This window comes from Aeromonas sp. 55A (assembly GCF_051919665.1).
In the GTDB taxonomy this organism is placed as follows: Bacteria; Pseudomonadota; Gammaproteobacteria; order Enterobacterales; family Aeromonadaceae; genus Aeromonas; species Aeromonas veronii.
The window spans coordinates 15,727-30,988 of sequence record NZ_JBQBEH010000007.1; the positions used below are offsets into that span (position 1 = coordinate 15,727).

Here is a 15,262-nt window from a genome sequence, read left to right on the forward strand (position 1 = left end):
AACCTATTCCGGCATCAGGCAGCCTGACAGACCCGGTTCTTTCCTTCCCGCTTAGCCCGATAGAGAGCGTCATCCGCACGGCTGAACAGGCTGTCAAAGTGCCACTCCCCCTGCCAGTGAGCAACACCCATGCTGACGGTGATATGGATCCCCTCCACCTCGCTGGCCGCAAGCTGAACCCGCAGTGACTGGCACCGGGCGATCGCCTCTTCTGCGGTGGCATGGCGAAATAGCAGCACAAACTCCTCGCCCCCAAAGCGACTGGCCAATACTCCTTCCAGCTCGCGCAGTGCCAACCCGACCCGCTCCAGCACCCGATCCCCACCTCATGACCATGCCGATCGTTGATCTGCTTGAAGTCATCCAGATCGAGCACCGCCAGCGCCCCCTGCTGTGCAGGGCGTCCCCGGGCCAGACGCTCCATAAAACCACGGCGATTGAACAAGCCGGTCAACGGATCATGACTGGCCTGATAGCGCAGCTCCAGCGCCCGGTGCTGGTTGCAGAGCAGCAGCACCCCGAAGGTGAGCATGGAGCTACCCACCAGCATGGAGACATAGGGCAACACGTTGAACAGCTGACGCTGGAACGGGCTTTCGATCACCTCGCCCCACACGGTAAAAATCCGCATCAGGGTCATGGCAATCAGCACCAGATTGAGGCCAATCAGCACCCATACCGCCACCTGATAATCGGGTCGACCATGACGCCAGAGCTGCCAGATGATGAGCGTACTGAGCACGATGAAGGTGGCGCTGCTTATCATCACCCGTACCGCAATCCGGCCATCGATGGCGACCGACCAGGTCATGACGGCGGCAAACAGCAGGATGAATCCCCAGCAGGCAGGCCAGCCCGGCGATTGACGGAAGAAACAGCGTTGGGCGACCAGCAATAACGACACATGAAAAATCAGGAAGACATTGCCCACCCAGGAGCCATAGGGGGTGGGTGTCAGCAGCAGACTGGCAAATCCCGCCTGACCCAGCATGGCAAACAGACTGGACCACCACCAGACCCCGACGCCGGGAATATCGTTGTGGGTAACGCGAATGATGGTGAGAGTGAGGAAACCGAGACAATAGCCGCACAAGGCCATGATCATCAAGGTAAAAATATCCAGCTTAAGCAGTAGTGAGGCGTCCATACCAAAGCCATGCAGAGAGGGTAACTGAGTATATGAGAAGCGTTTGCCAAGACCCAGTGCGACTTGATGGTTTTCACAATAAAGCCCGTTCGTTTGCTGACAAACAGAGCAATGCGTGTGATATCCCACCAATGCGTATTCGTATCAGCCCCACAAAAAGCCTCTTACGGAGCCCAATAACTCAATAAGAGTTGCAAGCGGCGCCCTGAGTTTGTAACAAAATGTCTTGGGGATAATTTGGGCTTGAACCCACCCCATTAGATAGATATGTTGTTTTCGTGTGATTTTATGAATGAAGCCATGAGCAATAAATGTCTCTAACCTGTTGAGTCTTCTGACACAATCTGTTTTTGGTACATTTTTCACTCAACCACTATTCATAGCATCTCATATGGGGCTTTTGTCCCGCTCAAGACATTCATCCTGTCTTGCCTGTTGCCGGATGCAGCAGTCTCTTGTGCCACGGAGTCGCACGGGATCAGGTTCAAGGCCGAACACACCACCGACAGAGACGTCACTTATGATCAAAAAACTGATTCTTTCTACCCTGCTGTTTTGCGGGATCGCCACGGCGGCCCCGACCCCAGCCCCTACCTCCACCCTGGATGCCGTGCTCGAACGCGGCGTGCTGCGAGTCGGTTTCGATGCCGGCTATCAACCCTTCGAGATGACCAACAAGCAGGGCCAATACATCGGCTTTGACGTGGATCTCGCCAAGATGGTCGCCAAAGAGATGGGCGTGAAGGTCGAGTTCGTCAACACCGCCTGGGATGGCATCATTCCGGCGCTGCTGACCAACAAGTTCGACGTCATCATGGGCGGCATGACCGTCACTCCCCAGCGCAACCTGCGGGTCAACTTCGCCGATCCCTACATCGTGGTCGGCCAGACCATAGTCCTGCGCAAAGAGAAGGCGGGCGAAATCAAATCCTTCACCGACCTCAACGACCCGAAATACAAGATCGCGGTCAAGCTCGGTACCACCGGCGAGCAGGCAGTCAAGCGCCTGATCCCCAAAGCTACCCTGCTGCAGTTTGAAACCCAGGATGACGCCAAGCTGGAAGTGATCAACGGCAAGGTCGATGCGTTCGTCTATGACCTGCCCTACAACGCTATTTTTGCCTCCCAGAATCAGGGCGCCGTAGTACACCTCGACAAGCCGTTCACCTTCGAGCCGCTGGCCTGGGCCATCCGCAAAGGGGATCAGGACACCCTCAACTGGTTCAACAACTACCTGCGCCAGATCAAGGGCGATGGCAGCTACGACCGTCTCTACAAGAAGTGGTTCGAATCCAACGCCTGGCTGAATCAGCTCAAATAACCTCCGGGGGGCGGCACATGCCGCCCCTGCACCACGCAGCTCCCCACACAATAACGAGAAGAGGTTGTGACTGTGCACACACCCAAACCGACAAGACAGATGGAAAAACAGCCCAATCAGCTGCTCTGGCATGGGGTTTTCCTGCTGATGCTGCTGGTTGCCGTATTCGGCATCTACAAGGCTGTCCAGTCAGTGGATTACACCTGGCGCTGGGAACGCATTCCCCAATACATCGCCTATCAGGCGGAGCAGAAGAATGTCGCCGAATTTGACGGCACCGTGATGGCGGGCACCAGCGAGGCCGAGAAGGGCAAGCTGTTCCTGCAAGACGATCTCGACCCCAATGTGCGGCAAGCCATCGCCAGCACCGGCGTACAAGTCGCCGAAGGGGATACCGTTTTTCGTGGCGATACCCTCGACACCCAACTAAGCTGGACCGCAGGCCCCATCGCATGGGGCGTCTGGGTCACCGTCAAGCTCTCGCTGGTAGCAGGCATCTTCGCCATCCTGCTCGGCACCCTGGCCGGACTGGCCCGCCTCTCCCCCAATCCGGCCCTGCGCAATCTGGCGGTCACCTACGTTGAGCTCATCCGCGGCACGCCGCTGCTGGTGCAGATCTTCATCGTCTACTTCTTTATCGGCACCGTGCTGAACCTCGACCGCTTCACCGCCGGGGTCGCCGCGCTGGCCGTCTTTACCGGGGCCTATGTGGCGGAGATCGTCCGCGCCGGTATCAGCTCCATCCACAAGGGGCAGATGGAGGCTGGCCGCAGCCTGGGTATGACCTCCGCCCAGACCATGCGCTATGTCATTCTGCCGCAGGCGTTCAAGCGGGTACTGCCACCGCTGGCAGGCCAATTCATCAACCTGATCAAGGACTCCTCGCTGGTCTCGGTCATCTCCATCACCGACCTGACCAAGGCGGGTCGCGAGGTGGTGAGCTCCACCTTCAGTCCCTTCGAGGTGTGGTTTACCGTCGCCCTGCTCTATCTGGTGCTGACCGGCACCCTCTCCTTCCTGGTACGCCGTCTCGAGGTGAAATATGCGAAAAGCAACTGATCCCATCATCAAAGCGACCGGCGTAGAGAAGTTCTACGGTAGCGAAGTGCACGCCCTGAAAAATGTCAGCACCGAGGTGGCCGAAGGGGAAGTGGTGGTGATCGTCGGCCCCAGCGGCTCGGGCAAATCCACCTTCCTGCGCACCCTCAACCAGCTGGAGACCATCAACGACGGCAATATCGTGGTCGACGGCATCTGCCTGACCGAGCCGGGCGATGTCAACAAGCTGCGGGAAGAGGTAGGTATGGTGTTCCAGTCCTTCAACCTCTTTCCCCACCTGACGGTGCTGGATAATATCTGCCTCGCCCCTCAGAAGGTGCGTGGCCTGTCGCGCCGTGAGGCCGAAGACAGAGCCAAGGCGCTGCTGCTGAAAGTGGGGCTGTCGGTGAAAGCGGCCAGCTATCCCTCCCAACTCTCCGGCGGTCAGCAACAGCGGGTGGCCATCGCCCGGGCGCTCGCCATGCAGCCACGCATCATGCTGTTTGACGAGCCCACCAGTGCGCTCGACCCCGAGATGGTGGGGGAAGTGCTGGATGTGATGAAGGGGCTGGCTCGTGAGGGGATGACCATGGTGGTGGTGACCCACGAGATGGGCTTTGCCCGTGAGGTAGCGGATCGGGTGCTTTTTATGGAGAGTGGCGAACTGCTGGTGGATGAAAAACCGGCCGATTTCTTCGACAATCCCCCCTCCCCACGCCTGCGCCAGTTCCTGAGTCAGGTACTGTAGCCAACACGCTCTGCTGGATAAACGAAGAGGGACCGCAAGGTCCCTCTTCTTGTGCGTCACGCTGAGCAGGCTTAACCCAGCTGAACCCGAGTGCCCCTCTCATCGGCTCAGCGCGGGGACTTTCCCAGATAGCGCTCCACGATCACTTTCACTCCGTCACGTTTTTTGAGCTGATAGAGCTCCTTGTCAAACTGGTCGATAAAGGCCTGTTTGTAGGGATACTCTCCCTTGCGGCTGTAGCCGAGAAACCCCTGCTCCTTGCTGAGCACCGGCCCCTGTTTGAGCAGGGACATATCGGCCACCGCCAGCTGATCGGCCTTTATCATGTTGAGCAACTCATAGAGCAGGGAGAGGCGATCATTGATGGTGCAATCGACCCGGCCGCGAACAATCTTGAGCAGGTTCTCCCGATTGCTTTTCACCTCCTCCACGTCGATCTGCTTCTCTTTTACCGCCAGCCAAAAGGCATCGCCGCCGACGGCAAAACCGGCGTTCATGCCAAAGCGTAAACCATGATAGTCGAGCGGAAATCTGGCCTGCGGGGTATTGGCCGCCACACTGGCGCCGCACATCACCACCAGCTCTTCATCCAGCATCGGCTGGGAGTAGGGCCACATATAAGGGCGGGTATCGGGCATGTAGTAGGGTGGAAAGATGGCGAAGGCGGCCCCCTGTTCCACCATGCTCAGACCGCGCCGCCACGGCATGGGCTTGAGCACCACCTCATAGTCAGGCATGGCAGAGGTCACCTCGCGGATGATGTCAGCATAGATCCCCCTGACCTCCTCCCCTTCCTGCCAGGAGTAGGGGGGATAGGCGGCATCCGCCAGGATCTCGACCCGGGTCTTGGCGTGCGCCATCATGCACAACCCCAACAACAAGCAACACCAGACGCGCATAAGCCAGCACCTCCTGAAAAAGCCTGCATCAAGCATAGCCATCCACTGCGCCTTCCTCTGCTGGCGCGCCATATTTCATGCCATCTCTTCGTTGGCTGAAAAATGTTAATGAAATATTAAAACCATCCTTTATGCTGGAGAGCAATTGCTCTGAATGGATGGCCGCATATGGATGTGCAACTGCTTTTGCTCTACCTCTCCCCGATTTTTCTGGCCTTTATCGGCTGGGAGATGCTCTACCTGCGCAAACATGGCTCGGCCTTTCCCACCGCCACCTACCAGTGGCGGGATCTGTTCGCCAACGCCACGCTGGCCCTGATGCACCAAGGGGGCGATGCCCTGGCGGCCATCGCCATTGCTTATCTGTATGACACCCTCTGGGGCTGGCGACTGTTCGATATCGAGCTGAATCTCTGGAGTGTGCTACTGCTGTTCCTGTTGCAGGATCTCTGCTACTGGCTGTTCCACTTCACCAGCCACCATGTGCGCTGGCTGTGGGCTTCCCACGTGGTACATCACAGTTCGGAGCGGCTCAATCTCTCCACCGCTTTTCGCCAGAGCCTGATGTATCCAATCTCCGGCATGTGGCTGTTCTGGATCCCGATGATTGTCATCGGCTTCCCGCCCGAGGCGGTGGTCGCCACCGTGCTGCTGAGTCTGGGTTTCCAGTTCTTCGTCCACACTCAGGTGGTGGGCAAGCTCGGCTGGCTTGAGTGGATCTTCAACACCCCCTCCCACCACAGGGTGCACCACGCCAGCAACGCCAAGTACATAGACCGCAACTTTGCCGGCGTGCTGATTATCTGGGATCGACTGTTCGGCACCTTTGTCGAGGAGGATCCTGCCGAGCCATGCCGCTTCGGCATCACCAAGCCGATCCACAGCTTTAACCCCCTCACTCTCACCTTCCATGAGTGGCGCGACATGCTGCGTGACGCCCGTGGCCTGCCATGGCGACAAAAACTCGCGGTGCTGTTTGGCAAACCGGCCGGACCTGCCAGCAGCTGAGCCTTCGCCCCGGATAGCAAGCCACTGATAACCAGTCCCTGATAATAAGAGAGCGCCACAGTGGCGCTCTCTTTTATGGTCAGTCATATCTTCGATATCAGAGATGGGCGAACGACCAGACGGCGGGGATCAGGCTCAGCAAGGTCACGCCGGCCAATAGCCGTTCGCGACCACTCAGGCAAAGACCTGCGCCCAGCTGGCGGCGGCTGTAGAGAAACAGCAGCAGACCCGGCCCGTAGAGCAGCAAGGAGAGCAGCAGATACTCCACCCCGGCAGCATAGAGCAGCCAGAAGCCGTAACCGCTCGACACCAGCGCCACTGCCCGCATCAGACCGCTGCCCTGCCCACTCTCCCCCTCCTTGCTGAACGAAAGCTTGAGCAAAAACAGCCCGATCAACAGGTAAGGCACCAAAATCATCGAGGTCGATATAAGCAGCAGACTGGTGTAGCCCTTGCCGAGCAGCCACACCAGCAGCAGGCATGTTTGCACCGTCAGGCTGGTGAGCCAGAGCGAGGCGATAGGCGTCCCGTTGCGGTTCTGGCGCCGGAAGATGGCGGGAAACGCACCGTGGCGGGCCGCGCTGAACGGCACCTCGGCCGAGAAGAGGGTCCAGCTCACATAGGAGGCGAGCACCGAGACGATAAGACCGAGGCTGATGAGCAGCTTGCCCCAGGAGCCGGTCATCTGGGCCATCAGCCCTGCCATGGAGGGGTTGGGTAGCGCCGCCAGCTCGGGCCGACTCAATATCCCCAGCGCCAGCACCGAGATAAGCACATAGAGCAGCAGCGCCAGCACCACCCCAAGCACGGTGGCAGTGCCCACATCCTGCCGGTTTCGAGCGCGGGCCGACAGCACCGCTGCCCCCTCGATACCGGTGAAGACCCAGAGGGTGATGAGCATGGTGTTGCGCACCTGCTCGGAGACCGGCACCGCCAGGGTGCTGCCCTGCTGATCCGCCACGAAGGTGACCGGATCGAACCAGTAGCAGGCAAACAGAATAAACAGCAGCAGCGGCAGGCTCTTGGCCAGGGTCGCCACCAGATTGAACAACGCCGCCTGCTGCACGCCGCGGGCCACCAGCAGGTGCACAGCCCAGAGGATGCAGGACTCGCCGACAAACGCCGCCAGGGTATTGCCGTCACCAAACCAGATCTGCTCCGGCGTATCGACGAAGCTGCCCAGCGCCGCAAAGGCAATGACCAGATAACCCACCACGCCGATGGTGGCGCAGAGCCAGTACCCCCAGGCGGAGAAGAAGCCCACCAGATCGCCAAAACCGGCGCGGGCGTAGCTGTAGATGCCGCCGTCGAGATCCGGTCTGAGTCGCGACAGATAGAGAAAACTCATGGCGAGCGCCAGGATGCCCACACCCGTCACACCCCAGCCGATCAGCACGGCGCGGGCGCCTGCCACCTCGGCCATATTCTGGGGCAGGCTGAAAATCCCCGCCCCCACCATGGAGCTGAACACCAGCGCGGTGAGAGACCAGAGCCCAATCTTGTTCTCTTTCATGAAAGCTCCTTAGCGCAACCGGCTGCTCAGCGCCTGAATATGCTCGGGGCCGATACCGCAGCAACCGCCGATCAAGTTCGCACCGGCCGCGCGCCAGCGCTCGGCCCAGCCGAGATAATCCAGCGGCCCCAGATCGGCGCGGATCTCGTCCAGCCCATCGTTGGCGGTGGCCTCTTTGGGTTGCGGCGGGAAGGCGTTGGCGTAAGCACCGAGGCGAATGTCTGCGCGGCCCAGCGCCTGCAATCGGGCGCGAGCAACCTCGAGGGCACCCTCGATCACCTCGGGCTGACAGCAGTTGAACAGGATGGCATCGACCTCGGCCGCCACTAACGTGGTCACCGCATCAGCCACCTGCTCGCCGGAACGCAGTCGCGGTTCGTTGCCCGGCGCCTCATCTTCCAGCGTGAAGGAGACCCAGAACGGCTTGCCGTCATCAGGCAGCAGCGCTTTCAGGGCCAGTGGCTCGGCAATCAGGCTCATGGTCTCGGCCAGCCAGATATCCACATAAGGGGATAGCGCCCGAATAAGCGGCATCGCCAGCTCGCTCACCCGGTCCGCCTTGAACAGGTCGGCACGGTAGGAGCCAAACAGCGGTGGCAGAGAACCCGCCACCTGCACGGCGCCCTTCTGCGCGTCAGCCACCTCACGGGCCAGTTGTCCGGCCAGCGCTGCCAGCCCCTCCCCGTCGGCAAAGAAACGCTCATCGCCGATATGAAACGGCACCAGCGCATAGCTATTGGTAGTAATGACCCGGGCTCCGCTCGCCACATAGGCCTGATGCACGTCGCGCACCGTCTCTGGCGCCTCCATCAGGGCCAGCGCCGACCACTCCGGCTGACGAAACGGTGCACCCCGCCGTGCCAGCTCGCGCCCCATACCCCCATCCAGCACCCACAATTCCCTGGTTTCCATCTGTCGTGTCTCTTAGTTATGTGCGTTGTTTATTTGCGTATTTATCTGTTTGTTTTGTTGATCTGCGGTTTCGCATCGAATCGCTGCAGATCGTCCCGCTTCATCCTGGGAAGCCCTTTTATTATGCAGCCATAAAAACATATAGATGTTTAGATGGCCAAAGCAAGATAAAACAAAGTGCCACGGGCGGCAATCAGTATCAGCAGAAATCAGCGTGCAAACGGCGAGGCAAACGCAGAAATGCAAGAGGCCACCCTAAGGTGGCCTCATCACAATCTTGATCCGCTGGCAGCTTAACGCCCGGCCAGCACGCGCTTGATCTGTTTGACCCAGTCGGAGACCCGACCCTGCTGCGGCAAACCGCGCCAGATCTGCTCCCACTGGGCAGGGCTGAGCGGACGACCGAGGCGACGTTGCACACCCGCATAGAGGTAGTCATGGGCCGTGGTGGCCGCATGCTCGGAGGTGAGGAATTTGGAGACCGGATCGGTCAACCGCACATCCCGCATGCCGAGCAGCGGATAGTCGTTGTGCACCGCCGCCAGCATGGTCTCGCGCATGGCGGACTCGATGTAACCTCGGGCAAACAGGGCGGTCACCGACTCCAGCGACCCCTGATCCGGGCCGTGGTACTGCTCATCAAAGACCGGGCTCGGCTCTGCCATGCCGCTTTGTACCACCGCATCGGGATCCGGCTGCGGCACCACCACAGCAGGCTTGGGGGCAACCGGCTTGGCTGCCACTGTGGCTTTGCGCGGCGCACTCTGGCTACAGGCACCCAGTGCCAGGGCGAGCGCGACACAGGCCAGCGCACGGGAATGAGACTGCATCTTCATGACTCTTATGTCGCTCCTTTTACGATTCCTGAGCTGGCTTCTCGGCCACAGCCGGTTCGACCCGGGTAACCAGCAGCTGATCAATCTTGTAACTGTCGATATCCACCACTTCGAACTTGTAACCGGCATATTTGACCGAGTCAGTACGCTTGGGGATCTTGCGCAGCATATACATGATAAAGCCGGCGATGGTCTCGTAGTTCTGGTTCTCGGGGAACTCTTCGATATCGAAGGCGCGCATCACGTCGGAGATGGGGGTGACCCCGTCTACCAGCCAGGAGTTCTCGTCGCGCTGGACGATCTGCTCTTCCACCACGTGGGTCGCCCACTCGCCCATGACTGTGCTCATCAGGTCGTTCATGGTGACAATCCCCACCACCAGCGCGTACTCGTTCATCACCACGGCAAAGTCACCACGATGATTCTTGAAGTACTCCATCGCCTCATAGAGGTTCAGGGTATCGGGGATGATGATGACGTTCTGTACCAGGTTGCCACCGATCAGGTCGATGCTCTGGCCACCGATAACGCGGATCAGCAGCTCTTTGGCATCGACAAAGCCCTTGATGCTGTCGAGGTTGTGGTCACAGACCAGAAACTTGTTGTGGGGATGTTCGGCGATCTTCGCCTTGATGCTCTCTTCACTCTCTTGCAGGGTGAAATAGATCAGGCTCTCGCGGGCCGTCATGGCAGAGGTGACACCAAGGGACTGCAACTCGAACACGTTCTCGATGAGCTGATGCTCCTCGCGCTGGATAACCCCCGCCTCGGCACCGGCATCCATCACCGCATAGATATCGTCGGAGGTGATCTCGTCGTTACGCACCGTGGAGACGCGCATCAGACGGAACAGGGAGTTCGCCAATCCGTTGAAGACCCACACCAGCGGCATCAACACGGTGACGAAGAAGAGCATGGGGCGCACCACCACCACGGCAATCTGCTCGGGCATGGTCATGGCCAGACGCTTGGGCATCAGATCGGCGATCAGGATAAACATGCCGGTGACGAACACGAAGGAGGCACCGGAGCTGATCTCGCCAAGCCAGGGCCCTTGGTAGAACTGGGAGACAATCCCCTTGATGGCGGGGTTGAGGGCAGACTCACCCAGGATACCGCCCAGAATGGCGACGGTATTGAGGCCAATCTGCACCACAGTGAAAAAGTTGCCCGGCTGGGCCTGCAGGGCCAGCACCTTTTCGGCCTGGCGATTACCTTCATCCGCCATTACCTGCAATTTGATTTTGCGAGACGCGGCGAGAGAGATCTCGGAGAGGGAGAAGAACACACTGCCGCCAACCAGCAGCATTAAAAAGAACAAACTATCGGCAAAACTCATGATTAACCTATTGCTACACCCGCCTTAGCACAAGACGGCAAACTGGGCCCGGGAGACCGGACCGTGAGCCCATCCGGGACTCACACAGGGGGAGTATTCTATCAGAAAACAGCCAGTTGGGGGCTTTATCTTACTCCGACCAGTTATGCAACAAAAAAGGCGCTTCACGCGCCTTTTTATTCACTTCCGGTTAGCCCTTGCCCAGCAAGGTGCCCAGATCGTCCGCCTTGGTGTGGCGCACATCCTTGCCTTTCACGTAGTAGACGATGTACTCGCAGATGTGCTGGCAACGATCGCCGACCCGCTCGATGGCCCGCGCCGCCCACAGCACGTTGAGCACCTGGGGGATGGTGCGGGGATCTTCCATCATATAGGTCATCAGCTCGCGGATGATGGACTCATACTCGCGGTCTACCTTGTCATCTTCCTTGTAGACCGCCAGCGCTGCATCCAGATCCATGCGGGCGAAGGCGTCGAGCACATCGTGCAGCATCTTGATGGTGCGACGGCCCATGTTCTCCAGCGACACCAACGGCGGCTGCGGCTTGTTGGCGTTGTCGGTCAGCATGCGGGCGATCTTGTCGGCCACATCGCCAATGCGCTCCAGATCGGTGATGGTCTTGATAATGGCCATCACCAGTCGCAGGTCGGAGGCAGTCGGCTGACGCTTGGCGATGATGCGGGTGCACTCCTCGTCGATCGCCACTTCCATGGCGTTGACCTTGTGGTCGTTGGCCACGATCTTGCGCGCCGCATCGAGATCCTGATCGTGGATCGCCGCAATGGCGTCGGTGAGCTGCTGCTCTACCAGACCGCCCATCACCAGCACCTGGTTGCGCACGCTCTCTAGCTCGGCATTGAACTGACCGGAGATGTGTTTATTGAGGTTCATATTGTCCATACAAATAATCCTTGATTGCTCCGATTATGCCTTAGCCGTTGAACCGACTGCCAATCTGTTTGCTGAGATTCATCCTCTCCTCTCCTTAGCCGTAACGACCGGTAATGTAATCTTCGGTCTTTTTCTTGGCCGGGGTGGTGAAAATGGTGTTGGTATCCGAGTACTCGATAAGCTCGCCCATATACATGAAGGCGGTCTGATCCGACACTCGCGCAGCCTGTTGCATGTTGTGGGTCACGATCACCACGGTGAACTGGCTCTTGAGCTCGTTGATCAGCTCCTCGATGGTGAGGGTGGAGATGGGGTCGAGCGCCGAGGTCGGTTCATCGAGCAGCAACACTTCCGGCTCGATGGCGATGGCACGGGCGATCACCAGACGCTGCTGCTGACCACCGGAGAGACCGAAGGCGTTGTCATGCAGACGATCCTTCACCTCGTCCCACAAGGCCGCACCGCGCAGGGAGCGCTCGGCGGCCTCATCCAGAGTGCGACGATCGTTGATCCCCTGCAGGCGCAGACCATAGACCACGTTCTCGTAGATGGACTTGGGGAACGGGTTCGGACGCTGGAACACCATGCCCACCTGACGGCGCAGGGCGGAAACATCGACGTTCTTGTCATAGATGTTGTGGCCGTGCAGCTGGATTTCCCCCTCGATGCGGCAGATCTCCACCAGATCGTTCATCCGGTTGATGCAGCGCAGCAGGGTCGATTTGCCACAGCCTGACGGGCCGATAAAGGCGGTCACCTGCCCTTTGGGGATCTTCATGTTGACGTTGAACAACGCCTGCTTGCTGCCGTAGTACAGGTTGAGATCCTTCACCTCCAGCGCGGTCTGCTCCGGGCTCAGGTTAAGCAGGTCCAGCGCGGTGTGCTGGGTAGACGTGGTCGTTACGTTGATCATCTGTTACCTCAAAATCTGTCGGTGGCGGCGGGCAATCTCATCGCCCGCGGCCGGAACGCTTGGCTGGCAGGGAACCCTGTCCCCTGCCCGTCTCTGTGGTGGCTGGCCTATCAATGTTCCAGCGACCGGAATTTCTCGCGCAAGTGGTTACGAATACCGATAGCGGTCAGGTTCAGACCCACGATCACCGTCACCAGCAGGAAGGAGGTGGCATAGACCAGCGGGCGGGCCGCCTCGACGTTGGGGCTCTGGAAGCCGACGTCATAGATGTGGAAGCCCAGGTGCATGAACTTGCGCTCCACATGCAGATACGGGAAGTTGCCATCCATCGGCAGGGTCGGTGCCAGTTTCACCACCCCCACCAGCATCAGTGGCGCCACTTCACCGGCTGCACGGGCAATCGCCAGAATAAGGCCGGTCATGATGGCCGGGCTCGCCATCGGCAGCACGATGCGCCACAGGGTCTCGGCCTGGGTGGCGCCCAGTGCCAACGAGCCCTGACGGATGGTGCTCGGGATCCGCGCCAGCCCCTCTTCGGTGGAGACGATCACCACCGGCAGGGTCAGGATGGCCAGGGTCAGCGCCGACCAGATCACGCCGGGTGAACCAAAAGTCGGGCTCGGCAGCGCTTCCGGGTAGAACAGCTGGTCTAACGAACCGCCGAGTGTGTAGACGAAGAAGCCCAAACCAAACACGCCATAGACGATGGAGGGTACACCCGCCAGGTTGATCACCGCGATGCGGATGATCTTGGTCAAGCTGTTTTTGCCCGCATACTCGTGCAGGTAGACCGCTGCCACCACCCCCAGCGGGGTGACGATGATCGCCATCAGGAACACCATGAAGACGGTGCCGAAGATAGCCGGGAACACCCCGCCCTCGGTATTGGCCTCACGGGGATCGTCGGAGACAAACTTGCCGATCTGGTGGAACCAGTGACCCACCTTGGCCAGCAGGCTCATGTCGTTGGGCCATACCACATCCAGTACCCTGGACATGGGCATGGTCACCAGCTCGCCACGCATATCCTTGACGGTGATGCTGTCCCGGTCAGCCTGACTGCGCAGGGAGAAGAGCTCTTTTTCCAGCACCAGATAACGATCGTTGAGGGCCTGACGTTCACGCTCCAGCTGAGCTTTCAGCTGATCGGTCAGCTTCTCTTCCAGCTCGGCTTTGCGCTCTTTCAGGCGCAGCCGCTCCAGCTGATAGTTGATGCTGCCGATGTCCCCTTTTTGCAGATCGTTGGCCTGTTCGGAGAGGGCATTGGCTCGCGCCAGCACCCGCTGCAGGGCAGGATGCAGATCCGAAGTCAGCTCGCGGCCATCCTCTTTTACCCCGACGATGTAACCGTAGAAGTTACCGTTGGTGGCACGCTCAACCATGGCCAGCTCGGCTGGCTGGCTCTGGGACTTGATGTCCGTCTCCAGTACCCAGCGAAAATCGAGGTCGACGAACTCACGGTTGCCGGTCTTGACCAGATAGCGGGTCAGCAGCTCGCGCTCTTCCCCCTCCAGCGGCAGACCTGCGGCGCGCAGCCGCTCCACCGGCACCAGCTCGCGATCGTTGATCTCGCCGATCAACACGCTCTTGTTGCCACTGGCGTCCTCCAGCTGCCACTCATAGATTGGGTGCGGCCAGAAGTAGACCAGACCACGCCAGCCGATCAGCAGCAGCAGACCCAGTACCGCCACCAGACTCAGGCTGACGGCGCCGCCGGTCATCCAGATCCAGGGGGCCCCTGATTTAAACCACTTACCCATTGTCGATTCCTTGTCCATTACAGAGCCGCCCCTTACATCGAGCTGTATTTTTCACGCAACCGCTGACGGACAAACTCGGCCAGGGTGTTGAACATAAAGGTGAACACAAACAGGACGAAGGCCGCGAGGAACAGTACCCGATAGTGGGAGCTGCCCACTTCCGACTCCGGCATCTCCACCGCAATGTTGGCGGCCAGAGTACGCAGCCCCTGGAACATGGAGAAGTCCATGATGGGGGTGTTACCGGTGGCCATCAGTACGATCATGGTTTCGCCCACGGCACGGCCAAGGCCCATCATCACCGCCGAGAAGATGCCCGGGCTGGCAGTGAGGATCACCACCCGGCTCAGGGTCTGCCACGGGGTAGCCCCCAACGCCAGCGAGCCCTGGGTCAGATGCTTGGGCACCGAGAAGACCGCATCTTCGGCGATGGAGAAGATGGTGGGGATGACCGCAAAGCCCATGGCGATACCGACCACCAGCGAATTGCGCTGGTCAAACTTGATACCCATTTCGTGGGTCAGCCAGATGCGCGAATCACCGTGCATAAAGGCATTCTCGATGAGCGGGCTCAGGGCGAAGGCCCCCCAGCCAATCAGCAGCAGCACTGGAATAAGCAGGATGGCGTGCCACCCCTCCGGCAGCCAGGACTTGCCTCGCTCCGGCAGATAGTTCCAGATAAGCGCAGTCAGCAGCATCCCCATCGGCAGCAGCACCAGCAGCAGGATCACCCCGGGCAGCGCCCCCTCTATGATGGGTGCCAGCCACAGACCCGCCAGGAAGCCCAAGATAACGGTCGGCAGCGCCGCCATGATCTCGACCGTCGGCTTGACGTATTTGCGCAGCCCCGCCGACATGAAGTAGGCGGTAACCAGGCTCAGCTTGGCTTCAAAGTCGTTGCTGGCGGAGGTGGATTGCCACACATACTGGGGCTCC

13 protein-coding genes and 1 pseudogene are annotated in these 15,262 nt (G+C 59.5%); 4 read left to right on the plus strand and 10 right to left on the minus strand.

Annotated features, from left to right (window positions below):
- Positions 1-14: 14 nt before the first annotated feature.
- A pseudogene (locus tag ACTG2G_RS03710) lies at positions 15-1,147 on the minus strand (GGDEF domain-containing protein).
- A 520-nt stretch (positions 1,148-1,667) separates the two neighbouring features.
- Between ACTG2G_RS03710 and ACTG2G_RS03715 the strand changes: the two are divergent.
- The 3 genes from ACTG2G_RS03715 to ACTG2G_RS03725 all read left to right on the plus strand — a co-directional run bounded on the left by ACTG2G_RS03715 (position 1,668) and on the right by ACTG2G_RS03725 (position 4,254).
- The gene (locus ACTG2G_RS03715) at positions 1,668-2,468 is read left to right on the plus strand and encodes a transporter substrate-binding domain-containing protein (RefSeq protein WP_005334079.1); all 801 of its coding nucleotides are present in this window, start codon (positions 1,668-1,670) and stop codon (positions 2,466-2,468) included.
- A gap of 99 nt (positions 2,469-2,567) precedes the next feature.
- The gene (locus tag ACTG2G_RS03720) at positions 2,568-3,527 is read left to right on the plus strand and encodes an amino acid ABC transporter permease (protein WP_041235028.1); all 960 of its coding nucleotides are present in this window, start codon (positions 2,568-2,570) and stop codon (positions 3,525-3,527) included.
- Positions 3,511-4,254, plus strand: a complete 744-nt coding sequence (locus tag ACTG2G_RS03725; protein WP_158113263.1) for an amino acid ABC transporter ATP-binding protein — start codon at positions 3,511-3,513, stop codon at positions 4,252-4,254. The genes ACTG2G_RS03720 and ACTG2G_RS03725 overlap by 17 nt, the downstream gene beginning before the upstream one ends.
- 107 nt (positions 4,255-4,361) lie before the next feature.
- Here ACTG2G_RS03725 and ACTG2G_RS03730 read toward each other — a convergent pair whose 3' ends face one another.
- Positions 4,362-5,153, minus strand: coding sequence for a substrate-binding periplasmic protein (locus tag ACTG2G_RS03730; RefSeq protein ID WP_042053220.1), 792 nt, complete (start codon positions 5,151-5,153; stop codon positions 4,362-4,364).
- A gap of 168 nt (positions 5,154-5,321) precedes the next feature.
- On the opposite strand from ACTG2G_RS03730, the gene ACTG2G_RS03735 reads away from it, so the two are divergent.
- Entirely contained in the window at positions 5,322-6,161 is an 840-nt protein-coding gene (locus ACTG2G_RS03735; protein WP_252656781.1) for a sterol desaturase family protein, read from the plus strand.
- Between the two features lie 97 nt (positions 6,162-6,258).
- On the opposite strand, the gene ACTG2G_RS03740 is transcribed toward ACTG2G_RS03735, so the two are convergent.
- The 8 genes from ACTG2G_RS03740 to ACTG2G_RS03775 all read right to left on the minus strand — a co-directional run.
- The gene (locus ACTG2G_RS03740) at positions 6,259-7,674 is read right to left on the minus strand and encodes a basic amino acid/polyamine antiporter (protein WP_201955785.1); all 1,416 of its coding nucleotides are present in this window, start codon (positions 7,672-7,674) and stop codon (positions 6,259-6,261) included.
- Between the two features lie 9 nt (positions 7,675-7,683).
- Positions 7,684-8,586, minus strand: a complete 903-nt coding sequence (locus ACTG2G_RS03745) for a homocysteine S-methyltransferase family protein (RefSeq protein WP_421386008.1) — start codon at positions 8,584-8,586, stop codon at positions 7,684-7,686.
- A 293-nt stretch (positions 8,587-8,879) separates the two neighbouring features.
- Positions 8,880-9,422 carry a hypothetical protein gene (locus tag ACTG2G_RS03750; RefSeq protein ID WP_069555291.1) on the minus strand — a complete coding sequence of 181 codons (543 nt, stop codon included), beginning with the start codon at positions 9,420-9,422 and terminating at the stop codon, positions 8,880-8,882.
- Positions 9,423-9,441: 19 nt separating this feature from the next.
- Entirely contained in the window at positions 9,442-10,761 is a 1,320-nt protein-coding gene (locus ACTG2G_RS03755; RefSeq protein WP_005334094.1) for a hemolysin family protein, read from the minus strand.
- A gap of 190 nt (positions 10,762-10,951) precedes the next feature.
- Positions 10,952-11,662 carry a phosphate signaling complex protein PhoU gene (gene phoU, locus ACTG2G_RS03760; RefSeq protein WP_005334097.1) on the minus strand — a complete coding sequence of 237 codons (711 nt, stop codon included), beginning with the start codon at positions 11,660-11,662 and terminating at the stop codon, positions 10,952-10,954.
- 85 nt (positions 11,663-11,747) lie between these two features.
- Complete coding sequence (gene pstB, locus ACTG2G_RS03765) at positions 11,748-12,566, minus strand: phosphate ABC transporter ATP-binding protein PstB (RefSeq protein ID WP_421386009.1); 819 nt, start codon at positions 12,564-12,566, stop codon at positions 11,748-11,750.
- A gap of 110 nt (positions 12,567-12,676) precedes the next feature.
- Positions 12,677-14,326, minus strand: coding sequence for a phosphate ABC transporter permease PstA (pstA, locus tag ACTG2G_RS03770; protein ID WP_421386010.1), 1,650 nt, complete (start codon positions 14,324-14,326; stop codon positions 12,677-12,679).
- A gap of 32 nt (positions 14,327-14,358) precedes the next feature.
- Positions 14,359-15,262: ABC transporter permease subunit (locus ACTG2G_RS03775; protein ID WP_439985199.1), on the minus strand; the 904-nt coding region annotated here is incomplete at its 5' end.